Source organism: Pelatocladus sp., from assembly GCF_059505505.1.
On record NZ_JCACKS010000224.1, the window covers coordinates 24,894 to 43,344 of the forward strand.

At 39.9% G+C, this 18,451-nt stretch carries 17 protein-coding genes; 8 read left to right on the forward strand and 9 right to left on the reverse strand.

Going from position 1 to position 18,451, the window contains the following annotated elements; all coding sequences use genetic code 11:
- Positions 1-6: 6 nt before the first annotated feature.
- Positions 7-336, reverse strand: coding sequence for a hypothetical protein (locus AC5JMK_RS20990; RefSeq protein WP_495910948.1), 330 nt, complete (start codon positions 334-336; stop codon positions 7-9).
- Positions 337-634: 298 nt separating this feature from the next.
- On the opposite strand from AC5JMK_RS20990, the gene AC5JMK_RS20995 reads away from it, so the two are divergent.
- Entirely contained in the window at positions 635-964 is a 330-nt protein-coding gene (locus AC5JMK_RS20995; RefSeq protein WP_495910949.1) for a hypothetical protein, read from the forward strand.
- Positions 965-1,066: 102 nt separating this feature from the next.
- On the opposite strand, the gene AC5JMK_RS21000 is transcribed toward AC5JMK_RS20995, so the two are convergent.
- Both AC5JMK_RS21000 and AC5JMK_RS21005 read right to left on the reverse strand, forming a co-directional pair.
- Positions 1,067-1,603, reverse strand: a complete 537-nt coding sequence (locus tag AC5JMK_RS21000) for an FKBP-type peptidyl-prolyl cis-trans isomerase (RefSeq protein WP_096676797.1) — start codon at positions 1,601-1,603, stop codon at positions 1,067-1,069.
- A gap of 192 nt (positions 1,604-1,795) precedes the next feature.
- On the reverse strand, positions 1,796-2,119 hold the full coding sequence (locus AC5JMK_RS21005; RefSeq protein ID WP_096676795.1) for a phasin family protein: 324 nt from the start codon (positions 2,117-2,119) through the stop codon (positions 1,796-1,798).
- Between the two features lie 135 nt (positions 2,120-2,254).
- Between AC5JMK_RS21005 and AC5JMK_RS21010 the strand changes: the two genes are divergently transcribed.
- Entirely contained in the window at positions 2,255-2,563 is a 309-nt protein-coding gene (locus AC5JMK_RS21010) for a TIGR03792 family protein (RefSeq protein ID WP_096676793.1), read from the forward strand.
- A gap of 167 nt (positions 2,564-2,730) precedes the next feature.
- On the opposite strand, the gene AC5JMK_RS21015 is transcribed toward AC5JMK_RS21010, so the two are convergent.
- On the reverse strand, positions 2,731-3,147 hold the full coding sequence (locus AC5JMK_RS21015; RefSeq protein WP_495910950.1) for a hypothetical protein: 417 nt from the start codon (positions 3,145-3,147) through the stop codon (positions 2,731-2,733).
- A gap of 364 nt (positions 3,148-3,511) precedes the next feature.
- On the opposite strand from AC5JMK_RS21015, the gene AC5JMK_RS21020 reads away from it, so the two are divergent.
- Positions 3,512-4,435: a class I SAM-dependent methyltransferase gene (locus AC5JMK_RS21020; protein ID WP_495910951.1), complete on the forward strand. Its 924-nt coding sequence runs from the start codon at positions 3,512-3,514 to the stop codon at positions 4,433-4,435.
- A gap of 12 nt (positions 4,436-4,447) precedes the next feature.
- On the opposite strand, the gene AC5JMK_RS21025 is transcribed toward AC5JMK_RS21020, so the two are convergent.
- Positions 4,448-5,773 carry an FAD-binding oxidoreductase gene (locus tag AC5JMK_RS21025; protein ID WP_495910952.1) on the reverse strand — a complete coding sequence of 442 codons (1,326 nt, stop codon included), beginning with the start codon at positions 5,771-5,773 and terminating at the stop codon, positions 4,448-4,450.
- A gap of 225 nt (positions 5,774-5,998) precedes the next feature.
- Here AC5JMK_RS21025 and AC5JMK_RS21030 point away from each other — a divergent pair, with 225 nt between their 5' ends.
- Positions 5,999-6,196: a hypothetical protein gene (locus AC5JMK_RS21030; RefSeq protein WP_495910953.1), complete on the forward strand. Its 198-nt coding sequence runs from the start codon at positions 5,999-6,001 to the stop codon at positions 6,194-6,196.
- On the forward strand, positions 6,193-6,852 hold the full coding sequence (locus AC5JMK_RS21035; RefSeq protein WP_096676788.1) for a TetR/AcrR family transcriptional regulator: 660 nt from the start codon (positions 6,193-6,195) through the stop codon (positions 6,850-6,852). Before AC5JMK_RS21030 ends, AC5JMK_RS21035 begins: the two co-directional genes overlap by 4 nt.
- A 24-nt stretch (positions 6,853-6,876) precedes the next feature.
- Here the strand turns inward: AC5JMK_RS21035 and AC5JMK_RS21040 are convergent, their stop codons facing one another.
- The gene (locus tag AC5JMK_RS21040) at positions 6,877-7,743 is read right to left on the reverse strand and encodes a DMT family transporter (protein ID WP_495910954.1); all 867 of its coding nucleotides are present in this window, start codon (positions 7,741-7,743) and stop codon (positions 6,877-6,879) included.
- A gap of 199 nt (positions 7,744-7,942) precedes the next feature.
- Between AC5JMK_RS21040 and AC5JMK_RS21045 the strand changes: the two genes are divergently transcribed.
- A complete protein-coding gene (locus AC5JMK_RS21045) occupies positions 7,943-8,935 on the forward strand; it encodes a PrsW family intramembrane metalloprotease (protein WP_495910955.1) in 993 nt (330 codons plus the stop codon).
- 26 nt (positions 8,936-8,961) lie between these two features.
- On the opposite strand, the gene AC5JMK_RS21050 is transcribed toward AC5JMK_RS21045, so the two are convergent.
- Positions 8,962-9,834 carry a 6-carboxytetrahydropterin synthase gene (locus AC5JMK_RS21050; RefSeq protein WP_096679077.1) on the reverse strand — a complete coding sequence of 291 codons (873 nt, stop codon included), beginning with the start codon at positions 9,832-9,834 and terminating at the stop codon, positions 8,962-8,964.
- Between the two features lie 257 nt (positions 9,835-10,091).
- Here AC5JMK_RS21050 and AC5JMK_RS21055 point away from each other — a divergent pair, with 257 nt between their 5' ends.
- Entirely contained in the window at positions 10,092-12,842 is a 2,751-nt protein-coding gene (locus AC5JMK_RS21055) for a hybrid sensor histidine kinase/response regulator (protein ID WP_495910956.1), read from the forward strand.
- A 104-nt stretch (positions 12,843-12,946) separates the two neighbouring features.
- Here AC5JMK_RS21055 and AC5JMK_RS21060 read toward each other — a convergent pair whose 3' ends face one another.
- Complete coding sequence (locus tag AC5JMK_RS21060; RefSeq protein ID WP_495910957.1) at positions 12,947-13,849, reverse strand: hypothetical protein; 903 nt, start codon at positions 13,847-13,849, stop codon at positions 12,947-12,949.
- A 203-nt stretch (positions 13,850-14,052) separates the two neighbouring features.
- Between AC5JMK_RS21060 and AC5JMK_RS21065 the strand changes: the two genes are divergently transcribed.
- On the forward strand, positions 14,053-15,387 hold the full coding sequence (locus tag AC5JMK_RS21065; protein WP_495910958.1) for a hypothetical protein: 1,335 nt from the start codon (positions 14,053-14,055) through the stop codon (positions 15,385-15,387).
- A 146-nt stretch (positions 15,388-15,533) separates the two neighbouring features.
- On the opposite strand, the gene AC5JMK_RS21070 is transcribed toward AC5JMK_RS21065, so the two are convergent.
- The gene (locus AC5JMK_RS21070; protein ID WP_495910959.1) at positions 15,534-18,167 is read right to left on the reverse strand and encodes a DNA polymerase III subunit alpha; all 2,634 of its coding nucleotides are present in this window, start codon (positions 18,165-18,167) and stop codon (positions 15,534-15,536) included.
- Positions 18,168-18,451: the final 284 nt, after the last annotated feature.

Below are 18,451 nucleotides of genomic sequence, written 5' to 3' on the forward strand. Positions count from 1 at the left end.
TAGTGGTTAGGAAGTACTCCCACTTCTCCCTTTGTTCCTCACCTCTTCGCTTGATTTATACTTCAGGATTTCCTCTAATTCATTAGGGTTTATACGCTGCGCTTTATTGCTGACGATAGCAAACCACATTTCATCAAAAGAAATTCCACGCTTTTTGGCTAGGTATTTTACATGCTCTTTAATTGTTGGTTCTTGCTCTTGTAATTTTAAACAAAGCAGGCTTTTTCCATGCTGAACCTTGGTCTGATCGTTAATCCATGAATCTACACAAAGTAAGTCATCGTAATATTCTCCAAGAGCCGGAATAGCAAGCCTTTCATCCTTTTTGGGGTTCATATGCTTAATCTATAGTTTTTATCTTGAGCGCTTTCTATTTTTCCAAAATTGCCCCATATTTGCCTCATCAACACAAATATTTACAAATATTTAACCCATATTTGGGTACGAAGTGTCCCAAAGATGCCCATAAATGATAGTATTCAAATGGGATTAACCAACTTGAACAAGAATTTGGTGGAGAATGGGAGTTGATTGCTACATACGATGTTGGAGTAAGTAGTCCAGAAGGTTCACCCTGGCCAAGCACTCCTCGATATAGATGTGTTTTCAGGAAGAAGTAAATTAGGAGTAAGACATGAATACTGAAACATGGACTTGGTATTCTTGTGCAATGAAGTTTTATCAAGATGGGAAAACACACATACCATACATGGATGGGATGTTCAGTACACTAGACCCGAATAACTTGGAATTTGGTTTCTCTAATCTTTTAAATAGTTATTACAAACCTACAAGGTATATAGAAGCTGAAAACAAGTTTATTTATCAAGGAGTACGTATAGCAAGAACTCCAGAGACAGAAGCTGAATTTGAAGAAGTTGAACAAAGTAGAAAAGAGTTTGAAGCTACTGATAGGCTCTTAGAAATTTGGCGCTACTCATTTAAGATCAATACTAGTGAATGAAATCGAAACCAATAACAAGTTTGCAAACTTAAGAGTACTGTACAAACGAGTGGTTAGTGGTCAGTTGTTGGGTATTTAAAACCAACAACCAACCACCAAAAATTAACTAACTTTTAATAACTCCACATCAAAAATTAAGGTGGCGTTAGGAGGAATAACACCGCCAGCACCACGAGCGCCATAACCTAACTCAGGAGGGATGATTAACTGACGACGACCACCTACTTTCATAGTACTGAGTCCTTCATCCCAACCTTTGATGACTTGTCCCTGACCAATTTTAAACTTGAAAGGTTGGTTGCGATCGCGTGAACTATCAAACTTTTTACCGTTTTCCAGGGTACCAGTGTAGTGAACTGTAACTGTTTGTCCTGGTTGAGGAGTCGCCCCACTCCCCTCTTCTAACTCAATGTACTTCAACCCAGAAGGGGTAGTAACGACGTTAGCATCAGAGTTAGCATCAGCCATAAAATCGCTCGCAATCAAAGTATTGTTCTCAATCATTGTAGTGGGTGCTGGTGTGTCGTCTTTGAGTTGGACAGCGATCGCAGACTCTTGTTTACTACCGCCAATTTGCGCTAATACCAAAACAACAACACAGACCAGCATGAAACCCACGCTGAGTAAAATTGCTTTCAAAATAAGCCCTCCCTACTTAGCTTGTTTGAAAATTTAGCACAATCAGTAGGATAAAACTCAGTTTAAACCAGAAAGCACACCGAGAGAGAATCTTAGATTTTAGAATTTTAGATTTTAGAACTTGGATTTTAGATCGCCAATTTGCTAAATTATTAGTTTTTAATTGCACCATTAACCATTAGCAATGAGGCTCTAACGCCAGAGTTTATTTTCTAAATCTCGTATCTGACGCTCCAATCGGTCAATTCTACCCCGTAATTCATCCACTTCTGATTGACGCGCAACGCCCAAATCTTGCATCATATTTCGCATTTGTCGTTGCATGTTAGTTTCCCAGTTACCTTGCTCAGATTTTAACTGGTCTACCATATCATCCATCACTGCTTTAGCTTGCTCAGGATCAAGTTTTCCATCCTTGACTAACTGATCGCTCACTTGTTTCATTTTATCTGCGACCAAGGATGTTGTACCAATACCAAGCATTAATAACTGCTGCATCCAGTTGTTGCTGTCCATACCTGATTCCTATTAATCTTTATCTCACTAGAAACAAGAACCTTACTTTTGCATCTAGCCATTAACCAATGCTGCAAGGATAATTACTCTAGACTATAGCTCTATTCTGACAAACGTACATAGGGATTCAAAGGAGTGATTATCGAACTACTGCGGGTGAAAGTACCACCTGAACACCGAGAACAATACATCCAAAAGGACGCCGAAATTTGGACAGCAGCACTTGCTGGTTATCCTGGTTTCCTTGGGAAAGAAGTTTGGATTAATCCCCATGACACAAGTGAGGTTATTTTAATAGTGCAATGGGCAACAAGGGAACAATGGAAAGCTATACCTCAAGCTGAAATAGATGCTATTGATGAAAAATTTAATCAAGAATTTGGATTTCAGTCTCAAATAGTAGAGTTGTATGAGTATCAAGTGCGAAAATTTCCACAAAATTAAATATTTTCAGCTTGTTTTAATTGATACCTACAAAATACTTGGGATAAGTAGGTAGGTGTAATTAAAGATAAAATAAAACCTCACCCTGCCTCCGGCTTCCCTCTCCTTACTAAGGAGAGGGATTGAGGGTGAGGTTTTATATTTAATTTGACCCACTTACTTACTCCCTATAGATTAGCTTCATTGGCTTGCTGTAATCGCTTTCGTTTTAATAGCATCCTCTGTGTAATATCTTCAATCAGGATAGTTAGATAAATTTTATTTTCTTTTTTCCTAGATTTTCTAAAAATATATATATCAATATATATCTCAGCTTTTTGTTCTGAGAATCGATGAATCTCTTCTAATATAAACAGTTTTTCATGACCTTCTAAAATTGATAATAGTAAATCTTCTAGACCAACAAATTCAGGGAAAGCAAGCCGCACATCTTTTCCTGGTATCGCGTCTTGAGGACAATAAGCAAATCTTTTTACTTGTTCAGATGTATCTGTGATGTAAAAGTTTTTATCTACTTCCAAACTTGCAAATCTAGTTGAAAGTTTTTGTTTGTAAAAAAAAAGATCTAACACCTGGTATTTCATTACGATTCGGTTGTAGATATGGCTTTCCAGTGAAAGTTGTGAATCTGGATAATTTTGCTGTCTATAAAACCCTAATAGTTAAAAATCTCAGATTAAAAAATATTCTATAGTAAAAAATAATGTATTATTTTTTACTTATGACTTGGTATTACTACTTCTGATATTACAGCCACAATTGAAAGAATGTAAACATTCACAGGGAATAGGGGAGCGTCGCCCTGTAGAGGGATGGGGTATCTCGCGGAGGTAAGATGAGAAAATTCTTTGCAATTGAGAGTTTGAAACACTTTGGGGTTTATGATTCAAAGAAACAGGCTTTTTGTGTGATTGCAACACAAAGCAGACTATTTGAGCAACTTTACTGATGAATACGGCTGTAAATAATACTCCAGGATTTGCTTCGCGCTTGGTAAATGGAGTACTGGCAATTAAGCCATTGTACAACCTTGCCAAGCGCCAAGCCCGTCAAATGATGATTAAACGGGCAGAGAAAATTGGAGTGCCTTGGAGAAAACAAGTACAGGCACTGCGATCGCATAATTGGGAAAGGGAACTAGCAAAAGTACAAAATCCCCAGTTCAAATACCCAAAATACTACGTCACTTCATTTCACGCCTACGACAAAGGCAATCTCAGCTGGGATGCAGCCCTAGAAGTAGAAGTTGCTGCTTACGCAGTTCACGCTAATATCTGGGCTGGTGCAGGAGCAAAAGGTGATAGCCAGCTACGTCAGAGTTACCATGATATTCTCAAGCAGCAAATTCTCACCCCACCACAAAATATCCTCGACTTGGGGTGCAGTGTGGGTATGAGTACTTTTGCCTTACAAGAAATGTACCCCCAAGCCCAAATCACTGGTTTAGACTTATCTCCTTACTTCTTAGCAGTTGCCAACTACCGAGCGCAACAACAACAACGCCAAATCAATTGGGTTCACGCAGCTGCTGAATCAACTGGCTTACGTGACGCCTCTAGTGATTTAGTCTCCATTTTCTTGATGTGTCACGAATTACCCCAGTTACCAACTCGGCAAATTTTCACAGAAGCAAGACGTTTACTGCGTCCTGGTGGACATTTGGCAATCATGGATATGAATCCCAAAGCGGAAGCTTATCAAAAAATGCCTCCTTATATTTTGACACTGCTCAAAAGTACCGAGCCATATTTAGATGAATACTTCACTCTGGATATTGAGCAAGCAATAGTAGAAGCGGGTTTCCAAATTCCTACGATTACTCGCAACAGTCCCCGTCATCGCACTATTATTGCTCAGTTCATTGGGGAGTAAATTTATATTAGCTCACGGTTTGATGTTCTGGTTAAGATGGAAAATGTTCTCAGGATCATACTGCTTCTTGATCTGTACTAAGCGATCATAGTTAGCTCCGTAAGCTCCTGCGATGCGATCGCCTTCTTCTTCGGTCATGAAGTTCACATAGGCCCCAGCAGATGCGTAAGGTGCAGAAGCTTGGAAAAACTCCCGCGCCCACGCAATGCATATCTGATCCTGTGCGGCGTCATCCCATCGTCCATGCACGTTAAGCACAAACTTTGCATCTCGATGATAATATGCTGTAGCATCTGCCGAGACGCGGTTGGATGTCCCGGCAATCAATCCTATGAAGATTTCGCATTGGGGTGAGGGTAATTTGCCTACAAATTCTGCGATCGCATCCAGCGCTTTATCCTGCAATTCTGTAAAATTATGAGATTTCCAGTAGTTCCTAGCACCGCGTGTTAGTAAGGGGTCAAATGCTTGCTGCCATGCTACATAGGGTTGAGCAGCGATGTGTTCCCCATAGGCATCACCAAAACTGCGGAGAGGTTCAATCAGTTTCTCACCCTCTGCAATATCACCTGCATAAAAGACAGCCAGCACGACGACCTCTTGGCCATGCACATGCTCAGGTAGAAAAGGCAATGGTGGAGCTTTGCGAAGTACCACCCACACATTTAATTCTTCGGGGGCTGATTCAACAAATTTCCGATACTGTGTTAGCACCTGTTTAGCCTGACTAAACGGAAAAACAATCAACCCAGCCAATATTTCCGGCCCTACAAGATGCAGATCGAATTCAAACTCAGTGACTACACCAAAGTTACCGCCGCCACCGCGAATCGCCCAGAAAAGGTCAGGGTTTTCGGTTTCGCTGGTTCGGATCTTATTCCCGTTTGCCGTGATCACTTCCGCAGAGATAAGATTGTCGATGGTCATGCCGTACTTACGAGTCAACCAACCAAAACCACCACCCAAGGTAAGACCTGCTATGCCCGTCGTGGAATTAATTCCCACTGGAGTCGCTAACCCATGTATCTGTGCCACTTGATCAAAATCACCTAGTGTAGCACCTGGTTCGACATACGCACGCCTGTTTTGAGCATCAACGCGAACATTCTTCATATTTGACAAATCAATCATCACGCCGCGATCGCACACAGCGTTCCCAGCGATGTTATGTCCAGCGCCCCTAATTGATATTTCGAGTCCGTTCTCTCGCGCAAACAAGATTGCATGAGAAACGTCCGAGGCTTCTGCACACTGGACGATGACAGCAGGTCGCCGATCAATCATTGCATTCCAGATTTCGCGGACTTCGTCATAATGCGGATTGTCAGGAAGTACCACATTACCCTTCACATTGGTCTTCAGCTTCCCAAGCGTCTCATTCAGCAATTTTGTCATGATATTTCTTCCTACTAGTTTAAAAGTTATGCATAGGTCAGCAATGCAATCTCTTATCTTTCATGCAGTGTCAAACTTTTTGTCTCCAAGGTTTTCTGTGATTTTCTCAATGGTGTCGAATATCTAAGGCAATCTAAATTTTTTTTGTAAAGACAATTAGCTTGACCAATGATTCTACAAGCCCTCGGATTGATCCGTGGAATAAATCGAAAATCCAAAATCCTGTTAGAGGATGACCTGATTCTGTCTAATCCCGGATTTGTTGTGCTATTGGCATCACCAAGCTTGGCATATAAAAGCACGAACAGTCGTTTTTATGTGTCAATATTGATTATTACGACCGTTCGTGCTATTGTCAAGCCATGAGTAATATTTCGTCATTAAAAACCAGTTTGGAAGGTAGCAAGCCTCGCCGCTCAAAAGGTCAAGCCAGTCGTGCTACTATTTTGCTTACTGCGGCGAAGTTGGCAACAATAAAAGGACTGAATGGTTTGTCGCTTGGGACTCTAGCTGCTGAGGTTGGGATGAGCAAGAGTGGACTCTACGCGCACTTCAAAGACAAAGAAGAACTAGAGTTGGCGACGATCGAAACAGCAGCCATAATTTTTGAGAGTGAAGTACTCCAGCCTGCGATGCAAGCACACGCGGGAACTGAGCGGCTGAAAGCAGTGGCTAATTCATTTCTTTCTCATCTCGAACGCAAAGTTTTTCCAGGTGGGTGTTTTTTTGCCGCAGTCGCTGCGGAACTCGACACACGCCCCGGAGCAGCCCGCGATCGCGTCGTCGAAGTACTAGACAAGTGGTTTTCATTATTGAAGCAATGTATCCTTGATGCACAGGTTCTCAGCGAAATAGATCCCAACGCGGACGTTGCTCAGACAGTTTTTGAAATCGAAGCTATGCTTTTGGCTGCAAATTCCCTGTTTGTGATGAGGAATGACCCGATTTATCTGACCCAAGCGCGCAGGGGGATAGAAAATGTATTAGCACGACTCGCAGTTAACGCGGAGTCGAAAAGTTGAATGTGGAAACCCGGCCAGGTATATTTATATGCGCTGTGGTTGCTGTTTGATCACCAGGGCGATGCCACTGAGGACTGCAACCGTTGCTAACCCTAACCGCAAAGTCATAGATTCATTCAGAAATATAATAGCTCCGACAGCCGCCAAAATCGGCACACTCAGTTGCACTGTAGCCGCCTGAGTCGCTTGTAAGTGCGGTAATGCACGGTACCAGATGGCATAGCCAATCCCAGAGGTAATCGCTCCGGAGGCGATCGCATAACCAACTCCAGGTAAATCTAACGTCATTTGTGGATAAGTGATTACACTCAAACCGATTGCAAACGGCACCGCCCGCAGGAAATTGCTGGCGGTGATCTGGGTTGGATTTGCAACCCCTTTGCCCAACAGAGAATAAATACCCCATGCGACTCCAGCTACCAGCATCAGGAGTGAGCCTTGTAGTAGTGGCGTTGTCAGTCCCGGCAGCAACAACCCAATTAATCCAGCCACAGCCAGGATCAGCCCGATGCTCTGTAATCGTCTTAATCGTTCTCCTGTCCACAACCCATAGCCAATCATGGTGATTTGTACTGAGCCAAACAGTAGTAAAGCTCCTGTTCCGGCTGGCAAACTGACATAGGCGATCGCAAAGCAAGCGGCGTAGGCAAACAGAGCCATTGCTGCCAACCAACTACCTGCCTTGGCGTTTGTCTCTCCCCGCAGTCGGACAATCAGCCACAGCATTAAAGCACCGGAGATCAAGCGAAAGGAAGTAAAGCTAGCAGCATTGATGCTGGTGTGTTTTAGTGCCATGCGGCACAGCAGAGAGTTACCAGCAAAAGCAAGCATGGCAAAAATGATCAGCACTATTGTGCGTGGAGGAGACATGACAGTTGGACTACTGGACATACTTTTGGACTATCTCGTCAAACGATTACTTGGACAACAGGCTGGCGGATCGTTCTTTTTAAGCTGACGGCTGAACAGGTGTTGAGGGCTGGTAGGTAAAATCACCATGAGATTTTGGTAAAGTGGCAGGGTTACTGATTGAAGATTGGACAGTTTAAGTCAACAGCCTACCCCTACCCTCTTATACCTTTTTTACCGAGTGCTTGATATATCTTTATTTCTGTGGGCAGTTGTATCCCCTTTGTTGCTTTTGATTTTCTATTATTGGCGCTTTGCCAATAGCCCATCCCTGATGCGACTGCTGTTATTTTTTATATTTGGGGCAATATCTGGTTTTATAGCTTTGAGTTTAGAGTGGCTTGTGGAAACACAACTCAACTCGTTTGCAGCTTGGCGACAAATTAGTCATACTCTTACGGGTGTTGCCCTGCGACAATTGTTAGAGGTAGGGCCGATAGAAGAAGGTTGTAAGTTAGCAATAGTTGTTGCTTTGGGTTGGTATTTTCAGCGTCGTCAATATCGCTTACGCCCTAGTACAGTTTTCATCTCTACCATAACCGTTGCTCTGGGATTCACCGCCGAAGAAAACTGGATTTATTTTGTTAACGATACAGCATCAATTTTAGAACGGGCGATCGCAACACCAGTTCACGCCATGTTCTCTGCACCCTGGGGCTATGCCTTAGCATTATCGTTTGGAAATAACACTCGCTTACGCCGATCTCACCCGAGTGTTACTAAAGCTTGGCTCAATTCTGTGATTTGTCATGCTATAGTCAATATTCTATCTACTGCTTGGCGTTATCCACAACCGTTGTCTTTCCTCAGCTATGCTTTATTTCCCTTTTTGTTGTGGATGTTTTGGCGATTAGAATATTTACTGCGAAAAGTCCAAAGAATATTAACCATAACTTTGATTAGTGGTTACACATCACAACAGCGTTTTTGGCAGAGGGGTTTGGTAGTATTTGCCCTGATGTTGGGTGGTAATGCACTTTTTGGATTATTTCTCTTGCTAAGAAGTCTTAATTATCTGAGTTCTACACAGTTTTTTGAACTTAAGATCTTGTGGTTTATACTTAGTCGCTTCTTACTTAATCTTCTTTTCGGACTATTAGCGTGGAAAATTTATTACTACTTGCGAACTCAAGTTCGTAGTAGGCGCTTTAGCGCTTATATATTTAAGGATTAAAGTCCTTACTACGAACCTAGATTAAGCTAAATATGCGCTAAAACTGGCTGATTTTCTGCAATATTGACAGTGTTGGATTCTGTTTGTGTGCAGTAAATTTCACAAGAATTATTCGGACTTTCAATTAATTTGATTTTATAAAGTTTGGCTCCCAATTTCTGAATAGGCGATCGCAATAAATTACTGATGTGAAGTGCAATATTTTCAGCAGTAGGCACAATTTCTGAAAAATAGGGAATATCTTTGTTCAAGAAGGTGTGATCAAATGGCTCAACCACATAGTCTTCTATGACTTGATTCAAAGCACCTAAATCCACAATCATGCCAGTGCGTGGATCTATTTCCCCTTGCACTGTCACTTCTAAATGATAGTTGTGTCCGTGACCGTTGGGACGAGCACATTTACCATAAATCTCAAAGTTATCTTGTTCGCTAAGATCTCGATGCGCTAACCTGTGAGCAGCGCTAAAGTGAGTACTGACACTGAGATAAGCTTCCATTCCGTTTCCCATATAGTCTGCCCAAAGTTCAGGATTTTCAAATAGCTGCACACGGACTAGAGGTAAATGAGGTGCTAGCTTCTGCCAAATCACCCTTGCAATATTTTCTGTAGTAGGCAGAATTTGCTGAAATTCTGCCCACACATCGTTGAGATAGGAAAAATCTAGTTGGTTAGTTACTTCTTGCCTAATCACATGTTTGACATCAGACAAGTTCAGCACCATGCCATATTGATCTAATTCCCCAATCAGGGAGACAAATAAGACATAATTGTGTCCATGTCCCGGAAAGCCAGAGCAAGCACCAAATTTCTTTAAATTCTCAGCTTCACTCAATTCTGACAACCAATAGCGATGACTGGCCGAGAACTGAGCGCGGCGATTAACAATGCATTGCATGAGTATAGTGGGAGCATTATTTAACATTTCTTAATATTTTAACGCTTCCAGTGTCAATAATTTTGCGATGAGAAGCTATCATTGCCCAATCTTTTTGCCAAAAGTTGGAGTTATTACCTTTTATGGCTGCTTAAAGCTAAATAAACTTATGTAAATCATATTGAAGTATGTAAACTGTAAGCGCAGTTTTCCAGGTAGTTTAAAAAAGGCAAAAAACTATGTAAAGCAGAGCGAAATTGTTGAGGTCCGTGACTGAAATGACAAGAAAAATTTTGCTTGTTGACGACTGTCTAGAAGACCGAGCAATCTACCGTCGCTACCTATTGCAAGACAAGCAACACACATACAATATTTTAGAAGCCCAGACTGGGGAAGAAGGACTTCAATTGTGTCAGCAGCAATTTCCTGATGTGATTTTACTCGATTATCTGCTGCCAGACATGGACGGATTAGAGTTTTTAACACATTTGAATACTCAGTTGGGTCAAACAAACCTTCCAGTGATTATGTTAACGGGTCAGGGAAATGAACAAATAGCAGTACAAGCGATGAAAAAAGGTGCTGCTGACTATTTAGTTAAAAGCCATACAACAACAGTCAGTCTCAGTCTCACTATTCAAAATGTATTAGAAAAAACTAGCCTAGTTGGACAACTAGAGGAGAGTGAAGGATTTTTTCGAGCTACATTCAACCAAGCAGCAGTTGGTATCGCTCACGTAGGAATAGATGGACAGTGGTTGCTGGTTAACCAGAAACTTTGTAGTATTGTGGGTTACACCCATGAAGAACTAAATCGGCTAACTTTTCAAGACTTAACACACCCCAATGATCTCAATTCTGATTTAGAGTATATTCGCCTTTTGTTGACTGGGGAAATCCAAACTTACTCAATTGAAAAACGTTATATCCGTAAAGATAAAACTCTGATTTGGATTAATTTGACTGTTTCCCTAGTCCGTAAACCCTCTGGTGAGCCAAAATATTTTATTTGCGTTGTTCAAGACATCAGCGATCGCAAGCAAATAGAACAGCGATTGCAAGTTGCTCATGACCAATTAGAAAGACGGGTATCGCAACGAACTGCTGAACTTGAACAAGCACAAACCAAACTCAGCCATATTATCAACAGTGCGATCGCTGCCATTATTAGTTTTCGGGTTTTTGCTAATCGCGATTGGGAGTATGAATATTTTTCTACAGGCTGTGAAACCATCTACGGCTACACTCCCCAAGAATTTATGGCAGACAAACACCTCTGGATGTCGCGGGTGCTACCAGAAGATAGAAAAACAGTTATTATACCACTTTTTGAGTATTTCTTTGCTGAAGGCTCGACTAAAATAGAGTATCGATTTTGTCATCAGGATGGTTCTATACGCTGGATTGCCAGCACTTATACCTCTCGTCGTGATCAAGTTAAAGATTGCTGGATCATTACGGCTGTTAACACTGATATTAGCGATGCCTTACGGCAAGTCGCTGCGCGTCTACGCAAACAAGCAGAACAGAAAATTCGTGAACAAGCTGCTTTGCTTGATGTCGCATCGGATGCCATTTTTGTTCGCGATTTACAACACAATATTTTCTTCTGGAACCAAGGCGCTGAACGTCTTTACGGTTGGCAAAGTGCAGAAGTACTGGGTAAAAAAGCGAATGAGCTTTTTTCTGAAGAGAGTTTCCCTCAAGTTGGATCAGCCATGAAGACTTTGATGGATCAGGGTAAATGGCAAGGTGAATTAGAACATACTACAAAAGATGGTAAAAAAGTCATTGTCCAAAGCCGTTGGACACTAGTGCAAGATTACACCGAACAACCAAAATTTATTCTCACCGTTAACTCTGATATTACTGAGAAAAAGCAACTTGAAGTTCAATTTTATCAGGCGCAACGCCTAGAGAGCCTCGGTACCCTAGCAAGTGGTATAGCCCATGACATGAATAATATCCTGTCGCCGATTCTGACAGTTGCTCAACTGCTACCACTGAAACTTCCCAATCTAGATGATAAAAATCGCCAACTACTGAAAATATTAGAAGATAACTCAAAACGTGGTGCTGAACTAGTTAAGCAAATTTTGTCTTTTGCACGGGGAGCAGAAGGTAAGCGGGTTCCTCTACAAATAAAACACCTAATCAAAGAACTTGAGCGGATTGTCAAAAGCACATTTCCCAAATCAATTGAAATTTGCACCAAAATACCACAATCTCTTTCTACAGTTTTGGCAGATTCCACCCAAATACATCAGGTGTTGATGAACTTATGTGTAAATGCTCGTGATGCCATGCCCCAAGGAGGTACTATCACTATTTCTGCTGAAAACTTCTTCGTTGATCAAAACTATGCCAGGATGAATCTGGAGGCAAAAATAGGTAACTACGTAGTAATTACCGTATCAGATACAGGATGCGGTATACCAAAAGAGTTATCGGAGCGAATTTTTGAACCCTTTTTCACAACCAAAGAGCCAGGTAAAGGGACAGGATTAGGACTTTCCACGGTTATTGGTATCATTAAAAACCACGATGGTTTTATAAACTTGTATAGCCAAGTGGGTAAAGGGAGCCGATTTAAGGTGTTTTTGCCAACTAGTGAACAAGCCGTAACACAGGAAGATGATCACTCGCAAAAGCCAAAAGGTAATGGCGAATTAATTCTGATTGTGGATGATGAAGCATCCATTCTAGAGATTACTAAAACCTCACTCGAAGACTACAACTATACAACTCTGATTGCTCGTGATGGCGTTGAGGCGTTTTCACTCTACGCTCAACATCAAAATGAAATTCGTCTTGTATTGATGGATATTCAAATGCCGTGGATAGATGGGTTAAGTGCTATTCGCGTTCTGCAACAAATGAATCCTTCTGTTAAGATTATTGCCGTCAGTGGACTTGCATCTAACCGTCAACTGTTAGAAGCTAATGGTATCAATGTAGCAGAATTTTTACTGAAACCCTATACTCTTGAGGAATTATTGGACACGATTAAATATGTATTGCAAAGATAAGGAAACAAGGGAAGGGGGACAAGGAAAACAAGGTAGACAAGTCTTTTTTTTCAGGCTTTTGGGCTGTTTTAAACGGTCTGTTATTTACGCGCCCAATGTACTAGTTAGTTAGCTTTATTTTGCTGACTTAACTTACGTTTTCCTTTCAGAGCAATTGCACCTAAGCCAAAAAATAGTATTGAACCCAGATAAGTTGAAGGTTCAGGTGCTGCAACTTTGACTTGGCTTTTTCTCACTGCTACTAAAGTGAGATTTGTTTTATTCTCAAAAGAGCGTTTATAATAACCATTAATACTAGCAGTAGCTGTTTCTTGATTTCCAGTAAAAGATGTATCTAATTTATTTACTAGGCTAACATTTTGACTGTTTTCATATGTGAGAAAGTCATCATTGCCAGCAGTGTTAATATTACCAATGAGTGAGAAGTAATCTAAGGGATCTTTGTTAATTATCTGATTTCCAGATAATATATCAGCTACAAAATTAGAGATATTTGATCGCTCAATATCACTCGTATCAAATAATAAAAATGAAATATCTCCAATCGCTTTAGCATTTTCTTGTGGTGGATCATCTATTGATGTTCCCAAATTTAAATAAGCTGTGAAATCAAAAGAAAACGATTCACCAGCATTTATGTCAAAATTACCGACTATTCCCCCAAGAGTATCTGCTGTTCCAAAGTAACTTGTGCCTTGTCCACTAGCAAGACTCAAACCTACTTGAGTATAAGCTTGTGGTGGAGTAAATGTGAAATCTGTTTGTACTTGTCTATTGATAGTTAATACTGTTGCATCATCAGTAAAAGTAGAGGCATTGGTATTAGCTTGATTTTGTCTGTCAATGATGCCAAAACCTTGACTAAAGTTGGTAAAATTCAACTCTTCTTGAGCAAAAGCTAGACTAGCAGCCTGACTGGGTGAGCTTGCTAAAACAGAACTAGCTACTATCGGAGTCACCATCAGTACAAATTGTTTAGCAAATCCCAGATACAGATATCGTTTCATGTTTTCCTCTTTTTTGTACTGGCAGTTAAGCGATAATACGTAATTTAATATGAAAATTCAACCAAAAAAATCACAATATTTGTAAATAATAAGTAATTTATGTCAAGTAGCCTCGCAATTTGAGAAATTAAGCCAATAGTTTAGATCCATCTGGCTTTCGGCAATTTATAATCTACGAAAAGTTAAAACCGAGAGATGAAACTGTGGATGCACTCTTAGAGCGATCGCACCAACTCAAGCAAGCGTTAATTGATTTTATCTTGGATGCAGACGATGAACTGGCAGAAGCACTGGAAACTTATGCAGCAGCACAGTTACGTCGTGGATCTGGTGATACAATCCAACAAGAGTTAACAATAGACAGCTTTGCTATCGAAGGTAAACTAGAGGATAAATCACCAGTAGATCTGTTTATACAAACTCATTCAGAATTGTCACCAAGCGATCGCCAATTGCTGAATAGTTGGCATCGTAGTTTTATGGGGTTATTTGCGATCGCTAAAATCTTAGATGATGGCTTTGAGTTAATGAACTGGCTAACAGCCAAAAACTATATTGTTAAATTCAACAACGCTAAAACCCAACAGGAAATGTCGCGTTTAAAAGAAGGAGAAATTCTACTCACTCGCATTTCTCCTATCACAGAATCCTACTGGACATTTTCTGGCCCTTATACACAAATGGGTAAACTGGGTAAACCAAAACTAGCAGTAGCAATTGGTAATTTTAAAGAAAATTACAAAAAGCATCTTTATAGTGATGCACCTGACTTGTTAGAAGAAGCTTGGCAATCAGTGCTAACATATCATCAACAATTTATTGAGTTTTTTGGTAGTGATGAAATAACAATGCCAGGATACCAACTCAATAAAAAAATAACTGAACTCCAAGAAATCACTACCGAAAAAAGTTTAGCCGCAGCAGGAATAGATTCCTCAAAATCACTTGCAGAAATTGCCCAAGAAGCAGGAGTTGACGAAGAAGAAATCCAAGCCGCAGCCGAAGATATGGGTGCTGATTCTAAAGTAGTATCGCAATTGTTGAATAACAAAACTACCACAGCCAAAATGGTAACATCAAAAGTAGAATTGCCTGCTGATCTCAAAAAAGCAGAAGCTGTTACAGCTTTTTCTCATCCCCGTTGGGGACAGATGTTTTTACCAACGTACACCAAAATCAAAACGATTTTAGCAGCAGAAGATTGGCAGAGTATTGAAGGATATGAAAAACTAATTCGCCACTATTTAGAAAGTAAAGATATCAATGCTTTTATCTGGTATCGCCTCGCGACAGAAAATCCAAATTCATTAGAAAAAATATTGCAAACAGTTCTACAAAGTCCAGACTTTAAATTACAAAATGACTTAGATACACTGTTACAAGAATATCATAAACCTCTAGAGCCAGAATTACCAGAGATCGCTAGCGTACCAATACATTTACATAATTTATTCCAAGAAGCTTTAGGAGAAGTCCACAAATCTAAATCGAAAACCAAGGGACAAAAGAAATCAGCAAAAGGCTTTCAAACACTGTAACAGTTATCAGTTATCAGTTGTCAGTTGTCAGTTATCAAATGTGGTAGGTGCGTTATGGATATTAGTCCTAACGCACTGGAAATCTGGGGTAATTAAATCCTTTGTGTGTAAACAGTTGATTTTTAATTGGAAATATCTTCATTCGATTATTCTGGTAATCTTTGTACTTGTAGCAAATCTAATCCCCTGGCAAATATTTCATCAATTGGTAACATTTGCCCCTCATTAGTCATAAATTTATGATCTTTTGTAGCTCGAATTAATGAACCATCTTCTAAAGTATATTCAAATACTTCTTGATAACCACGATTATGCCACTGTGCGATCGCTTGTGTATATACATAACCATTTCTATCAACAGTGTAAACAGTACACTCAATTCTTTTTTCGACTATTTCTCCGATTGGCAAAAATCCATATTCTACAGTCAAAACTTCAGTGTCATAACTCAAGCAATATTCGGCAAACTTTAACATTTGCTCAAATAACGCTTCTGCAATTTGTTGCTTAACACCATTTTTGGCTGCACCATCCATAAATTTTTCTCGCTGCTTCTGCATCTCGGAAACTTTCTTTTTACCCATCGCCCGACGCAGCAAATCAGCTTGACCTAAAGAATATCCAGCCATATCCTGAGCAATTTTCATAATTTGCTCTTGATAAACCATAATTCCATAGGTTTCATCTAAAATTGGTTCTAAAATAGTGTGTTCATAATCAATATTTTCCCGCCCGTGTTTGCGGTTAATAAATTTCGGAATTAGCCCTGCATCTAATGGGCCTGGTCGATACAATGCCAAGATAGACGAAATATCTTCTATATTAGAAGGCTTCAAATCACGTACTATCTGACGCATTCCAGAAGATTCTAACTGAAATACTCCTTCTAATTCACCTGCTTCTAATAATTCGTAAGTCTTTTTCACATCTGGGGGAAGTTTCGCACCTTCTCCACCTTTTGCTAATATTTTCTGTGCTTTTCTTTCTTGAGCAGTAATTACATAGGGGTCAATCTTAAATCCATGATTACTTTCAATTAATTCGATGGTTTTCTGAATCATACTCAGATTTTTCAAGCCCAGAAAATCCATTTTTAACAAACCCAGTGATTCTAAATCTTCCATAAAATACTGGGTAATTACGGAACCATCGTTATTTTTCTGAAGTGGCACAATTTCATCTAATGGATCAGCAGAAATAACTACACCTGCTGCATGAACACCGAAAGTTTTGTTAGTTCCTTCGATGCGAATTGCCATATCCACCCAATGGCGGACTCTTGGATCATTATCATATCTGGCTTTAAATTCTGGTTCAGGAGTGTCATCAGAAATCATCACTTTCAACTTGGCTGGTTTTCCTCGTGAAACGGGAATCAATTTCGCCATTTTGTCTGATTCTGCATAAGGAATATTTAACACTCTAGCGACATCTTTTAAAACTGCTTTGGAAGTCAGACGGTTAAAAGTGATAATTTGGGCAACTCTTTCTGTACCATATTTTTCTGTTACATATTCTATGACTTTATCTCTTTGAGAGATGCAGAAATCCGTGTCAATATCCGGCATAGATTTCCGTTCTGGGTTGAGAAATCTTTCAAAAAGTAAGCCATGATGTACAGGATCTATATTGGTAATTCCCATAGTATAGGCTACCAAAGAACCTGCGGCAGAACCACGACCTGGACCAACTGGAACATCATTATCTCTGGCAAATTTAATGTAGTCCCACACAACTAAAAAATAGGTGGAGAAACCCATTTGCTGAATCATTTTTAATTCATATTCCAGCCTTTCTTTGTAAGCTAAATCGATTTCGTGGCGGGATTTTCGATTTAGTTTTTGTAATAGTCCTTGCCAAGCAATTTCCTCAACATAAGTATCAGCAGTATGACCAGAGGGAATCGGATAATTGGGAATCCGAGGCTCACCCAAAATATTGTATGGTTCGATTTTCTCTGCTACTTCTACAGTATTGGCGATCGCTTCTTCAATGACATCATCCGGTAAATGATCACGAAATAGCTGTTTCATCTCTTCAGCAGATTTTAAATACTCTGTACCGCTATAACGCATCCGGTTATCTTCAACTATTAATTTCCCTGTTTGAATACACAATAAGGCGTCGTGTGCTTCGACGTCATAACAGGAAATATAATGAGAGTCATTGGTAGCAATAATTTTTATGTCTAATTCCCGCCCAATTTTGACAATTTCGACATTGACAATTCGGTCTTCGGGAGAACCATGATCTTGAATTTCTAAATAATAATCTTCACCAAATACATCTTTATACCATTGAGCAATTCGGCGGGCTGCATCTAGTTTTCTAGCGAGAATTGCTTGGGGTATTTCTCCACCCAAACAGGCACTAGTAACTATTAAATCTTCATGGTATGTTTTGAGTAATTCTTTGCTAATACAAGGACGAGAAAAAATACCTTTGCCTTGTACACCTTGGAGATGAGAAATAGTTGTTAATTTAACTAAATTTTTATAGCCTTTAGTATTTTTTGCTAAAACAATTTGATGATAGCGAGGACGGCGTTCTTGTTTAGTAATATCGCCGTTGATAATATACATTTCATTGCCAATAATTGGCTTAATATTTTTGTTGCGACAAATTTTTATAAGTTCGATCGCACCATACATAACACCATGATCCGTCAGAGCGATCGCTTTAATATCCAGATCGATAGCACGATCTACTAAATTTGGTATTTGACTAGCACCATCCAACAGACTGTAGTCACTGTGAATGTGCAACGGAACAAAAGACATATATGTTTATTATTTAGGGAACAGAAAATAGGAAACAGGGAACGGTTATCACACTGATAACTGACACTGAATCACTGTCAAAAGCTACGGTATCTTAGGATAGCTCAGTTTGCCAATATTAAGAGTTATATTTTTTTGAAAAATTATCTTGGCAAAGTATTGTTTTTATGGTGACATCACCAGCTTATTCTTGAAAAAATGAAAGAAATAGACAGCATTGATCAACCGGAAAAAAACTAGAGCGGTAAAACTTGCTAGAGGAGCATACTCTCAAGACTAGCCAA